Here is a 12,371-nt window from a genome sequence, read left to right as displayed (position 1 = left end):
CGCTCGGAGTCGGCTCAACCGGCATGGGTTGCTCAGCGGGCGGGTTTCGACGCGACGCCTCGCTGCGCTCGGTGTCGGCTCAACCGGCATGGGGTTGCTTGGCGGGGCTGCTCAGGGAGCGGTGAAGGTGTGACAATCACCCCCTCAGGGTGGTGTCAGGGGATTACCTGATAGCGCATCGTCGTCGGATTTGGCACCGTTGAGGGCATGACGACGACTGATGCGGCCGCCCGCGATGCCGGAGAGCCGAAACACGGAATGGCTGCGGGCGCGGAGAACCTGTCCAAGAGGTACGGCACGGGCGACACTGCCGTGGAGGCGCTGAAAAGCGTCTCCATCTCGTTTCGCGCGGGCGAGTTCACCGCCATCATGGGGCCGTCGGGGTCGGGCAAGTCGACGCTGATGCACTGTCTGGCGGGCCTGGACGTCGCGAGTGACGGCCGTGTCTTCATCGGCGACACCGATCTGACCGCACTGTCCGACAAGGCGATGACGATGCTGCGCCGAGACCGCATCGGGTTCGTCTTCCAGGCGTTCAACCTGGTGCCGACGCTCACCGCGAAAGAGAACATCACCCTTCCGGTCGACATCGCCGGCCGGGAGGTCGACACCGAATGGTTCGACGCGGTCGTCTCCCGACTCGGTATCACCGACCGGCTCTCGCACCTGCCCAGCGAGCTGTCCGGCGGTCAGCAGCAGCGCGTGGCGTGTGCCCGGGCACTGATCGGCAAGCCGGCCATCATCTTCGGCGACGAGCCCACCGGCAACCTCGACTCCCGGTCGTCGGGTGAGGTTCTGTCGATCCTGCGTGCCGCCACCGACGAGTTCGGGCAGACCGTCGTCATCGTGACCCACGACCCGCGCGCGGCGTCGTACGCCGACCGCGTCGTGTTCCTCGCCGACGGTCAGATCGTGCAGGAGCTCGCGCGCCCGAGTGCCGACGACGTCTTCGAGGTCATGAAGAACCTCGACAGTGTCCACCACACCGATGCCCCGTCCGCCTCGGCTCCCGCCGAGACCTCCAGAGCGCTCTGAGCCGTGGCGTCGTCATCGGTGATGCGCCGGGTTTCGCTGCGAAACCTGCGGGCGCACAAGCTCCGTCTGTTCCTGACCCTCTTCTCGATCGTCCTCGGCACATCGTTCGTCGTCGGATCGATCGTGTTCACCAGTTCCATCTCGAAGGCCTTCACGGACATCTTCGACAGCGCTGCGCCGGGCGTGGCGGTCGAGGTGACGCCTGCCGACCGGCAGTCGCCCGGCGTTCCGCTGTCGGTCGTCGACCAGCTGCGCGCCCAGCGTGCCGAACTCGGCATCGACAAGCTCGTCGTCAACAACAACGGGTTGATCACCGTCGCCGATTCGGGCGGCAAGGCCATCCAGACCGGCGGTGCCCCGAGCGTCGGCACCACCTACATCCCGGAGAACGAGGCGCTCGATCCCGATGAGTCCCGGATCATGCCGGGCGGCCGCGGCCCCGCCAACGCCGGCGAGATCGCGCTGAACTCCTCGGCCGCCGAGGAAGCCGGGCTGAAGGTCGGGTCGAAGACCAAGGTCGTGATCGGCCAGGGCAACGCCGCCCCACTCGATGTCACCGTCGTCGGGCTGATCGATCTCCCCACCTCGACCGGCGGGTACGTCAACGCGCAGTTCGACGCCGCGACCGCGTCGCGACTGTTCAGCGACGGCAAGCACGTCGGGCTCGTCGACATGTCGGCCGTCGCCGGGGTGTCCCCGGAGCAACTGCAGGAGCGGGTGCGGACCCTCCTCGGCGCCGACGCCGACCTGTACGACGTGCGGACCGGCGATCAGGTGCGGGAGGACCAGAAGGCGCAGTTCAACGAGTTCCTGCAGATCTTCCAGTACATCCTGCTGGCGTTCGCGGCGATCGGTCTGGTCGTGGGCACATTCATCATCTACAACACCTTCTCGATGATCGTCGCGCAGCGTAACCGCGAGTTCGCGCTGCTACGGGCGGTCGGCGCGAGCCAGCGTCAGGTGTCGCGGTCGGTCCTCTTCGAGGCGCTCGTCGTCGGCGTGATCGGCGGAGTGCTGGGCCTGGCCATCGGCGTCGGCCTGGCCGCCGTGCTCAAGGCATTCACCAGTGCGACGTCGGGTCTGCCGGAGGGTGAGCTGACGATCGGGGCCGGCGCGGTGCTCGCCGGCATCCTGGTCGGCGTCGTCGTCACGATGGTCAGCGCCTGGGTGCCCGCGGCTCGCGCCGCACGGGTGCCGCCGGTGGAGGCGATGCGCGCATCGGCGGCCGAGGGATCGGCGTCGTTGCGCAACCGCACCGTCATCGGTGCGGTCATCGGTCTGGCCTCGATCGTGGCCATCGTCGTCGGCGCGATGGACGAGGGCTCCGGACCGGCTCTGACGGTCGGTGCGGGCGCGGCCGGCCTGGTGCTGGCCGCGGTGCTGGTCGGGCCCGCGGTCGCACGTCCGTTCGTGGGGGTGCTCGGTCGCGCGGTCGGCGCCCCGTTCGGCACGATCGGACGACTCGCGCGCACCAATGCCGTTCGCAATCCCCGACGTTCGGCTGCGACCGCGTTCGCGCTGACCCTGGGGCTGATGCTGGTGGCGATCATCGGCACGCTCGGCCAGTCGTTCAAGGGCACGGTCGACGAGGCGGTCGACTCCGGGATCACCGCCGACTACATCCTCGCGGGGACCAACCAGGGACCGTTGCCGCCCACGGTGGCACCCGCGGTGAAGAACGTGCCGGGCGTCGGCGAGGTGGTCTCGTTCGGCGTCGTGCAGGCGAAGGTCGACGATCAGCCGGTGCAGGGTTTCTCGGCGCTCGGTGGTCCGCTCAGCGACGTGACGGTCATGGACATGGAGGACGGCGCGTCGACGGCGCTGCCGGACGACGGGATGCTGATCAGTCACCGCACGGCCATGACGAAGGGCTGGGAGCGCGGTCAGGTCCTGAACTTCACCTCGCCCGTCGGCGAGCAGGTCCAGGTCCCGATCGCCGGTGTGTACGCCGACAACGAGGCCCTTCAGCCGTGGGTCGTCGGGCCCGCGGTCTACGACCGGCTGGTCCCGCCGGCGGCGCGTTTCGACGTCACGGTCTTCGTGAAGGCCGAGGCGGGTGCCGATCTGGACACCTTGCGCACCGGTCTCGAGGACGCGACCGCCGGGTACCTGACCGTCCAGGTCAAGGACCGCGACCAGTTCAAGGGGCAGATCTCAGCCCAGATCGACCAGATGCTCGGCACGCTCTACGCGATGCTCGGACTGGCGTTGCTGATCGCGGTGCTCGGCATCATCAACACCCTTGCGTTGTCGGTGGTGGAACGTAAGCGCGAGATCGGCGTGCTGCGCGCGATCGGCATGGTGCGCGGCCAGGTGCGTCGTTCGATCTATCTGGAGTCCGTGCTGATCTCGATCTTCGGTGCCGTGGTCGGTGTGGTTCTGGGAACGCTCATCGGCGTGGCGTTGGTGCGGACGCTCGCCGCCTGGGGTCTGGGCGCGCCGGTGGTCCCGTGGTCGCTGATCGTGATCACGCTGGTCGCGTCGGCGGTGGTCGGTGTGCTGGCGGCTCTGTGGCCCGCGGTCCGAGCGGCCCGGACGGGGCCGCTCGAGGCCATCGCCGATCTGTGACGCTCTGCTCCTGATCCGGATGTCACGCGGCCCGGGTTCTGCCCGGGCCGCGTGGTCACAGGCCGATATCAGGATCCGGATGACAGAATCGTCGGCATGACCCGACCACCCCAGGGCGATCCGAACGATCCGCGGAACAATCCGCCGGAGACCCGACAGTTCGATCCCGACTACGACCCCTCGGCGCCGCCGTCGCAGGCCTACACCCAGCATCCGGAAGGTCAGCCGTATCCCGGGCCGTACACCGAGCCCCACCCGGGACCCCAGTACACGGAACCCCAGTACACGGAACCCCAGTACGCGAATCCTCAGTACACGGCGGCGTCGCCCTATGGAGCGTCGCCGTACGACGCGCCGCAGGGCGGCGAACCCCCGCACGGGTCGTCGAAGGGCCGCACCATCGGTCTCGCGCTGGTCGCCCTGGCAGCGTTGGTGATCCTCGGTCTGGTCGTCGTGCTGGTCACGAAGTCCGGCGGAGACGACTCCTCGACCGCGGCGGCGTCCTCGTCGTCGACGACCACCACCAGCGAGCGGACGACGACGAGCTCGTCCCCGACCACCACGACCACGACCGAGGAGACGACGTCGAGTCCGAGTAAGAAGCCGGGGCCGGCGACGGTGACCTACCAGCTCACCGGCAACGGTGATGTGGTCGCGCTCAGCTTCAGCAAGGGCGGCGGCGCGCCGACGGTCATCGCGGCCACCGGGTCGCCCTGGTCGCAGCGGGTGACCGTGAAGGGTACGAAGGCGACCCTCTCGGCCATCGTCGTCCGCGGCCCGGTGACCTGCAGCATCTTGGTCGACGGGGAACAGCTCGCTACCGCGACCAGCCAGGGCGGCACGCTGAACTGCACCGCGGACCTGTCGGGGGAGTAGGCGGCCCCTGCAAACCCACCCTTTTTCGGCAAATCCGGCACCCGCGCGGGTGGTGGATCTGCCGAAAAAGGGTGGGTTTGCGTTAGGTGCTACCGCTTACGCAGCACCAGCACGAGGTTCGTGCCGAGCACCTCGCGCAGGCCGGGGACGCGCATGACCCACCACATCCAGCGCGGAATGTAGCGGGGGAAGGCGGCGAGGAGATCGGCCCGGTCGGTCACCGATCGCGCCCAGCGCAGGCCGTCGGTGGCGTGGACGGCGAACAGTGACGTGCCGAAGAGGTTCTTCGGGGGGTGGCCGTGACGTCTCGTGTAGAGACGCGCGGCACGATGACCGCCGAGGTAGTGGGTGAGTCCCATCTCGTGGCCGCCGAACGGTCCCCACCACAGCGTGTAGCTGACGATGACGACGCCACCGGGCCGGGTCACGCGCAGCATGTCGTCGGCCATCTCCCACGGCGTCGACGTGTGTTCGACGACGTTCGACGACAAGGACACGTCGACGCAGCCGTCGGCGAAGGGCAGGTTCTGGCCCGATCCGCGGACCGACCCACGATGTTCGAGCCCGCCGGCGTGCATCTCGGTGGGGTCCGGTTCGACCGACATGTAGTGCGCGCCCCGCGCCCGGAAGGCGTCGGCGAAGTAGCCGGGACCCCCGCCGACGTCGAGAATGACCTGTCCGTCGAGGTCGGGGACGAAGGCCGCCACCATGTCCGCGGTGTCGGTCGCCAGTGCGCCGTAGAAGCGGGCGGGGTCGGACTGCTCGAAGCGGAAGTCGTTCAGCAGTCCGGCGGCACGCCGCAGCGTGGCCAGCCGGGCCATTCGGTTCCGGCCGGAAGTCGTGGTCGTCATCGTCGGAGAACTCTAGTCGCGAGCGGTGGGCGACGGTCAGTCGCGCTCGTCGACGCAGGTCCGGTTCCACTCACAGACTTCGTTTCGACGTTGCGACTTCGATCGAAGTCGCAGGAGCGAAATGAAGTCTGTCAGTGACGGGCGGAACCGTGATCGTGAACTCGCCGCTTCCCGGTGTGATGACGGCCTGGTGCTACCAGTCGGTAGGCTGTCGTGCGATGCGCGTACCTTCCGACGTCCTGCTGCTGTGCTGGCGGGACACCCGCCACCCTCAGGGCGGCGGCAGTGAGACATATCTGGAACGTGTCGGTGCCGAATTGGCCCGACGCGGCGCGCGCGTGACCTTTCTGACGTCGTCCTACCCGGGGGCAGCCGGTGAGGAGCACCGCGACGGCATGCGGTTCGTGCGTGCCGGAGGGCGGATCAGCGTGTACCCGCGCATGCTGGCGACGATCCTGGCCGGCCGATTCGGCCTCGGGCCGCTCCGGGCCTGTCACCCCGAAGTCGTCGTCGACACCCAGAACGGGGTGCCGTTCTTCGCGACCCTCGTCGCCTCCGCGCCGACGGTGGTACTGGTCCACCACTGCCACCGCGAGCAGTGGCCGGTCGCCGGCCGGTTGCTCGGGCAGGTGGGCTGGTTCATCGAGTCGCGACTGTCGCCGAGGATTCATCGCCGCAACCGCTATGTCACGGTGTCCACGCCGTCGAAGACCGAACTCGTCGCCCTCGGCGTCGACGCGGAGCGGATCTCGGTCGTGCGCAACGGTATCGACCCGGTCCCGGCCGACGCGCTGCTCACCGGAGGTGCCGCCGACGGTGGTTCGGGCCCGGTGCGTCTGTGCGTCTTGTCCCGGCTGGTGCCGCACAAGCAGGTCGAGGACGCTCTCACCGTGCTGGCACAGCTGCGTCGGTCCGGGGTCGACGTGTACCTCGACGTCATCGGCGGTGGCTGGTGGTCCGATGAATTGCGTTCCGCTGCAGCCGAGCTCGGGGTCGTTGACGCGGTGACCTTCCATGGCCACGTCAGCGAGCAGCGCAAGCACGAGCTGCTCTCGCAGGCGCGGGTCCACCTGATGCCCTCGCGCAAAGAGGGGTGGGGGCTGGCGGTCGTCGAGGCGGCCCAGCACGGTGTCCCGACCATCGGCTACCGCAGCTCGGTCGGTCTCACCGACTCCGTCGACGACGGCAACACCGGCCTCCTCGTCGACGGCGTCGACGAACTGGTGAGTGCCGCGAGAAAACTCATCGACAACCCCGACGAGACCCAGCGACTGGGGCGCAACGCCAGGATCAGGGCGGGCCGTTACTCCTGGGCCGCGACCTGCGACGGGTTCATCGAGACGTTCGACGCCGTTCTCGCACGCTAGCGACGACCGCGCCCACGACTCCCGCCAGGAGCATCATGGCCCACCACAGGTGTGCGGCGAGTGCCAGAGCCCGATCGGCCGCTCCGGCACCCCGCTCGACGGGATCATCGACCCGGTACAGCCGGAGATCGTCCCCGTCGTGGACGAGGCGCGCTTCTGCGGCGAGCCGCTCGGGCGTCGAATCATCTTCGACGAGAACCCATCCCACGCCGAGCGCGGCGAGTTCGGCGGGTGAGCCACCGGCTTCGAGCACCGACGCCACGGCGGCCGCATGCGCACTCGGCGCGTCGACGACCTCGCCGTCGACGGTGAGCGCTCCGGACTCGATCACCGGAGCCCGCAACATCCGCGCGGCGGGATCGAGCGAGACGCCACCGGCGAAACGGTAGTGCCGCACGGTGTCCGTGGGCCACAGGGCGACCGAACCCCGATCGTCGGGCACGACGGCAGCCACCGCCGCCCAGTCGTCCGGGTAGGCCACCGGCCGCACGGAACCACCGACACCCCAGGCGAGATCGGGAAGCGGAGCCACGACGAGCAGCACGATGGCGGCGAGTGCGAAACCCGACGGGACCCGTCGACGGGCGGCCGCCACGGCCCCGGCCACGGCAAGCGCGACTCCGGGAACGAGAAGAGCGGAGAATTTCTGGGTATCCCGCAACAGACCGGCGCCGGGGACGTGCTCGATCGTGAACTCCAGCAACCACTGTCCCGGACCGAAGGTGCCGAGGACCAGCAGGATCGCGACGACGACGGCCGATGCTCCGATCGCCCGCACCAGCGGATCGAGCGTCCGCCGACGTTGCCAGAGGTGGACGACGCCGGTCGCGACCACGAGCAACGAACAGAACGTCGCGATCGCCGCCCACCAGATCGTCCGGCTGGCGGGTACCGCGTCGACGTTCCAGATGCCCCCCAGGGAGAGAACGGTCCCGACCGGACCCAGCCCCGGCTCGGACCGGAGACCGAACGCCTCGACGCCCGCCGCGGCGGATGTGGTGGTGGCGTCGCTGATCACCGCCGTCACGACCCACGGCAGGGTGCTCAGCACCCACAGGCCGACGGCGACGAGGCCGGGCCGCAGGCCGACCGGACGACCGATGAGTACCACGGCCAGCTCGATCCCGGCGAGCACCGAACCCGTCGGCGTCAGCCCGGCTGCCGCCAGCAATCCGCCGAGCCGGAGAAACCGTGCCGCATCTGGCCGTTCCCGCAGATCGGATGCGGCGACGAGAATCCAGCCCAGCGCGGCGTAGCCGACGAGCAGGCTCCAGTGCCCTTGCAGGAGTCGTTCGGCCACATAGGGATTCCAGATCGCCACGAGCGCGGCGGCGACGGCCCCGGGACGCCCGGCGCCGGGAACGAGACGAAAAGCCAACCGGCCGAACCCGACGCCGGCGAAGACCAACGCGGCCGACAAGATCGCGACGACCACCACACCGCCGTCGACGACCGACGACACCATCGCGACGAAGAAGTCCTGCGGCACCGCGCGCGGCGGCAGGTCACCGATGCCGAGCGTGGTGTCGGTGACATGGGTGCGCGGCGTCGACACGGCATCCCGGAAGAGCAGGTATCCCGGTCCGATACCGAGCAGTGCCGGTAGCAGGGGTCCCAGGATTGCCGCGGCCGCAACGACACTCACCACATAGAGCGCCGGGAGCAACCGTCCGGAGAACACCGCGACCCGTGCGGCTCAGAAGTGGTGGGTGTCCGACGGCGCCGGTGCGTGCACCGGGTCGTCGTCGAATTCCGACTCGGTGATGCCGTAGGCCCGTGCGAGGTCGAGGATCTTGGTGGCACGCGCGATGCGTGGCAGGTCCGAACCGTTGCGGATCTCGCCGCCGTCGCGCTCGAACTCCGCGAAGAACTCCCTCGCCCAGGTGATCTCGTCCTGTGACGGGGACAGGCCCTCGTTGACCGGGGCGCACTGTGACCGGGTGAGGCAGATCTTGCCGGTCATGCCGAACTCCGCGCTCACGGCCGTGGCCTCGCTCAGCTTCAGAGCGCTGGAACCGACCGTCGGGCCGTCGATCGCGCTGGGCAGGTGAGCAGCCTTGGCGGCGATGGTGAATCGGGACCGGGCGTAGGCCAGCGTCTGTGGACTGTCGCCGAAACCGGTGTCCCGACGGAAGTCGCCGATGCCGAAGGCGAGGCGGAAGGTGCCCTTGGCCGATGCGATCTCGCTGATCCGCTCGAGTCCGCGTGCCGTCTCGACGAGGGCGACGATCGGCAGGCCGGGCAGGCGTTTGGCGGTCTCGGTCACGTGGTCGACGGACTCGACCATCGCCAGCATCACACCGCCGACCGCGGTCTCCGCGAGGGCGGCGAGGTCGTCGGCCCACCACGGGGTGCCGAATCCGTTGATCCGGACCCACTCACCGGCACCGGGGCCGGAACCGTCCTTCGGACCGATCCACCGCACGACGTTGTTGCGCGCCTCGACCTTGTCCTTGGGAGCGACCGCGTCTTCGATGTCGAGGACGACGATGTCGGCGCGCGAACGAGCGGCGCGCTCGAACTTCGCGTAGTGCGCGCCGTTGACCAGGAGCCAGCTTCGGGCCAGCACCGGATCGATACGCGAACCGACATCGGTCGATTCGGCGTCGTCGGTGGTGTTGTCGTCGTACATCGGCATCTCTCGTCGGTGAACTCTGCAGCCTACCCATCGTTGCCTATGCCCGACGACCGGTGCAAAGCACCCTGTGCACGGGACCCGGTGCCAACTCGGCACACTTGTGCCATGCAGCAGATCCGACCGAGCCGACGGCGCCGGCCCGCCGCCGGCACAGTCGGCGCCGTCGGATCGGTGGCCGTCGGATCGATGGTCGCCAACGTCTGCATGTACGTGGTCCATCTGGCCGCGAGCGCCCGTTACCTGGACGTCAGCGAGTACGGCGAGTTCGCGGTCCTGCTGTCGGCGATGCTCGTGCTGGGTGTGCCCGCCCTGGCGCTGCAGAACGTGGTCGCGCGCGAGGTGGTCCTGGGCTGCGACGAGCGCCGCCTGCGCCGGGTGGGTGTCCAGACGACGTTGTACGTGGTGGTGCTGGTCGCCGTTGCGACACCGCTCGTCGCGTTGCTGATGCGCACCGGGGTCGTCACGACTCTCGCCGCCCTCGGCGCGGCCCCGCTGCTGGCGCTGATCGCCACCGGTCAGGGCATCCTGCAGGGACGCGGCGAGTTCCGGACGCTGTCGTGGGTGCTGGCCGCCGTCGGGATCCTGCGCTCGATGCCGATCATCGGGGCCTTCGTCGTCGGTGCCGGTCCGGCGGGTGGACTGCTCGCCGGGACTCTCGGTGCCGCGGTGTCGGCCGTCGTCGTCTGGGTGGTCGTAGGAAGGGTCGGGGAGCGGGCGCGTGCCGCGGCGACGTCGGGGACGGTCGGAGTCCTCAGCGTGGTTCGCGCGTCGCAGGTCCAGCTGGTGCTGATCGTGGCGTCGTCGGTGGACCTGCTGCTCTCACCGCGCGTGCTCGATGCCGAGTCGGTCGGGGTGTACGCGCTCGGCGCCATCGCGACGAAGGTCGCGTTCTGGCTGCCGCAGGCCATCGGCGTCGTCTTCTATCCGCGCCTCGCCGATCCCGCCCGGTCCCGGGTCTCTCTTCGGCAGGCGGTGACGGTGGTCGCGGGTGTGGGCGTGGTGCTCACGCTGGTGGCGGGTGGCGCGGGGCCGATGGTCCCGATCGTCTTCGGCGACGGTTACGACGAACTCGTCCCCCTGCTGTGGCTCTTCGCCTACATCGGTGCCGCCCTCGCCGTCCTCCAGGTGGTGCTGTTGTCGGCGATCGCCCGTGATCGCACCCGTGTCGCGTTCGGGACGTGGATCGTCGTGGCGATCGAGGTGACGGTCATCCTCACCGTCGCCGGCTCGGTGGTCGGGGTCGCAGCCACTGCGGCGGTCGCGGTGACGGTCGCGGCCGCCGGGACATGGGTTCTCGCCCGCTGACCGCCGGCCTCAGCAGGAACGTTGCCGAGATACACATGTTTCGGCAGGGTTGTGTAATGAGCGACAACGGAAGTACTCAGGTCACGGTCGAACGAGTCATCGAGGCACCGGTCGACGCGGTGTTCGACGTCCTCTCCAACCCCGAGAGGCACCAGGCGCTCGACGGTTCGGGGTTCATCCGGGGCGTCGACCACGCCGATCGGATCCAGAAGGTCGGCGACGTGTTCACCATGAACATGGCGGGCGACCACATGGGCGGGGAGTACAAGACCGACAACCACGTCACCGGATACGCCAAGGACAAGCTGCTGGCCTGGAAGACGACCCCCGCCGGTACGGAGCCGCCCGGATGGGAGTGGTTGTGGGAGTTGGAGTCCCAGGGTCCCAACGAGACGCTGGTCCGCCACACCTACGACTGGTCGAAGGTCACCGACAAGAAACTCCTCGAACAGGTGGGGTTCCCGCTCGTCACCGAGGCCCAGCTCGAGGACACGCTCGGCCGACTCGCCGCCGAGGCCGCGTCCTGATCTAGGTCACGTCACCGGAATCCCGACCGGTCCGCCGGAATCTCGGCGGCAGCCACGCGGGGTTGATCAGGAAACCGCCGGCGACCAGCGCGACAACGCCCAGGACGCCGGTCACGATCGGCACTATCCGGCCCCAGATCGTGATCGGCGTCGCCAGATCCGAAGCCAGGCGCGACATCTGGGACTGTGACGTGTCGTCGTAGGCGAAGGCGGCCTGTAGATGGGGCAGCCGGAAGTCCGCCGGCACTCCGGGAGTGCCCTCCGGGAAGGCGTAGAACTCGTCGACGGTGATCTTCGCGTCGACGATCGTCCCCGTGCGCGGTTCCACGGCGAGATCCCACGAACTGCGGTGCCGCAGGGTGGCCGTCAGCTCACGCGGCGGACCGTCGAGGCCGAACCACGACGCGGGCCGGGTGATCGTGACATCGGTGCCCACCGGCCGGCCGAGCGCTGCCCGCGCGAGGTCGGTCTCGGGGACCTCGGCGCGGAACCGGGCCACGTCCTTGCCGACCACCTCGGTGTCTCCGTCGTATCTCAGAGGCACGGTCGTGCGTGTGACCACGTCGAAGAACTCGTGGTCGGTCAGGCTGGTGTCGAAGGGCAGCAGGTAGGTGAAACCGCGGCGGTCCGGCACCAGCACCGGTGCCTGGTTGCTGTCGTACTGGATCTCCGACGCCCCGCGCGCCGACAGTTGCGGTACGGCGGTCTCCCGGTCGAGCGTCACCCGGTCCTTGAGCGCGTTGACCGTGACGTCGTTGCAGACCTCCGACGACTCGGCGTCGCCCTCGCTGCCGGGCCGGGGGGCCTCCGGTTCGACCTCGCGGTCGTCGATACGCAGCGTGTCTGTCTGGACCGAGGTGCCGGCCTGCAGTGTCACGCGGTGCTCGTCGGAGGGCTGCACCGCGACGACCCGCTGCTGGCGAACCAGATCGGCGTCGAGGGTCCGGGCGGCGGGCGTGGCGAGCGAGCAGCGGTCGAGGATCGTCGCGTCCTCGGCGGTGGCGACCGTGGTGAAGTCGGTGCTGAGCGGGATCTCGCGGAAGTTGCCGACGAGCAGCGTCGGCAACGCGATGGTCACCGCGATGAGAAAACTGCCGACGAAGATCAGTGTCGGCCCGGCCAGGTCCGTGGTCGACCAGCGGCGAGGTACGGACTCTGACTCCGCGGACTGGGGCACCGGGGACGGCTCCGAAGGCATGGTGGC

General features: G+C 69.2%; 10 protein-coding genes. 6 read left to right on the top strand and 4 right to left on the bottom strand.

The window, feature by feature from the left end; genetic code table 11:
- Nucleotides 1-207 precede the first annotated feature (207 nt).
- The 3 genes from GOAMI_RS12025 to GOAMI_RS12015 all read left to right on the top strand — a co-directional run bounded on the left by GOAMI_RS12025 (nucleotide 208) and on the right by GOAMI_RS12015 (nucleotide 4,479).
- Entirely contained in the window at nucleotides 208-1,035 is an 828-nt protein-coding gene (locus GOAMI_RS12025; protein WP_006436789.1) for an ABC transporter ATP-binding protein, read from the top strand.
- A 21-nt stretch (nucleotides 1,036-1,056) separates the two neighbouring features.
- A complete protein-coding gene (locus GOAMI_RS12020) occupies nucleotides 1,057-3,603 on the top strand; it encodes an ABC transporter permease (protein ID WP_006436788.1) in 2,547 nt (848 codons plus the stop codon).
- 96 nt (nucleotides 3,604-3,699) lie between these two features.
- On the top strand, nucleotides 3,700-4,479 hold the full coding sequence (locus tag GOAMI_RS12015; RefSeq protein WP_006436787.1) for a hypothetical protein: 780 nt from the start codon (nucleotides 3,700-3,702) through the stop codon (nucleotides 4,477-4,479).
- A gap of 89 nt (nucleotides 4,480-4,568) precedes the next feature.
- Here GOAMI_RS12015 and GOAMI_RS12010 read toward each other — a convergent pair whose 3' ends face one another.
- A complete protein-coding gene (locus GOAMI_RS12010) occupies nucleotides 4,569-5,330 on the bottom strand; it encodes a class I SAM-dependent methyltransferase (RefSeq protein WP_040004788.1) in 762 nt (253 codons plus the stop codon).
- 218 nt (nucleotides 5,331-5,548) lie between these two features.
- Here GOAMI_RS12010 and GOAMI_RS12005 point away from each other — a divergent pair, with 218 nt between their 5' ends.
- The gene (locus tag GOAMI_RS12005; RefSeq protein ID WP_006436785.1) at nucleotides 5,549-6,697 is read left to right on the top strand and encodes a glycosyltransferase family 4 protein; all 1,149 of its coding nucleotides are present in this window, start codon (nucleotides 5,549-5,551) and stop codon (nucleotides 6,695-6,697) included.
- On the opposite strand, the gene GOAMI_RS12000 is transcribed toward GOAMI_RS12005, so the two are convergent.
- The gene (locus tag GOAMI_RS12000; RefSeq protein WP_006436784.1) at nucleotides 6,663-8,378 is read right to left on the bottom strand and encodes an MmpA family trehalose lipid delivery protein; all 1,716 of its coding nucleotides are present in this window, start codon (nucleotides 8,376-8,378) and stop codon (nucleotides 6,663-6,665) included. The two genes, GOAMI_RS12005 and GOAMI_RS12000, sit on opposite strands and share 35 nt — an antisense overlap.
- A 15-nt stretch (nucleotides 8,379-8,393) precedes the next feature.
- The gene (locus tag GOAMI_RS11995) at nucleotides 8,394-9,329 is read right to left on the bottom strand and encodes an HpcH/HpaI aldolase/citrate lyase family protein (protein ID WP_006436783.1); all 936 of its coding nucleotides are present in this window, start codon (nucleotides 9,327-9,329) and stop codon (nucleotides 8,394-8,396) included.
- Nucleotides 9,330-9,521: 192 nt separating this feature from the next.
- Between GOAMI_RS11995 and GOAMI_RS11990 the strand changes: the two genes are divergently transcribed.
- Both GOAMI_RS11990 and GOAMI_RS11985 read left to right on the top strand, forming a co-directional pair.
- Entirely contained in the window at nucleotides 9,522-10,640 is a 1,119-nt protein-coding gene (locus GOAMI_RS11990) for an MATE family efflux transporter (protein ID WP_040004796.1), read from the top strand.
- A 56-nt stretch (nucleotides 10,641-10,696) separates the two neighbouring features.
- On the top strand, nucleotides 10,697-11,167 hold the full coding sequence (locus GOAMI_RS11985) for an SRPBCC family protein (protein ID WP_006436781.1): 471 nt from the start codon (nucleotides 10,697-10,699) through the stop codon (nucleotides 11,165-11,167).
- Between the two features lies 1 nt (nucleotide 11,168).
- On the opposite strand, the gene pgfA is transcribed toward GOAMI_RS11985, so the two are convergent.
- Nucleotides 11,169-12,365 (bottom strand): cell envelope lipid trafficking protein PgfA, encoded by a 1,197-nt coding sequence (pgfA, locus tag GOAMI_RS11980; RefSeq protein ID WP_051995409.1) that lies wholly within the window; start codon nucleotides 12,363-12,365, stop codon nucleotides 11,169-11,171.
- Between the last annotated feature and the right edge of the window lie 6 nt (nucleotides 12,366-12,371).

The sequence above is a fragment of the Gordonia amicalis NBRC 100051 = JCM 11271 genome (genome assembly GCF_000332995.1).
GTDB lineage: Bacteria > Actinomycetota > Actinomycetes > Mycobacteriales > Mycobacteriaceae > Gordonia > Gordonia amicalis.
The sequence above is the reverse complement of the archived record's forward strand: the minus strand, read 5'-3'. Positions and strand labels throughout refer to the sequence as shown.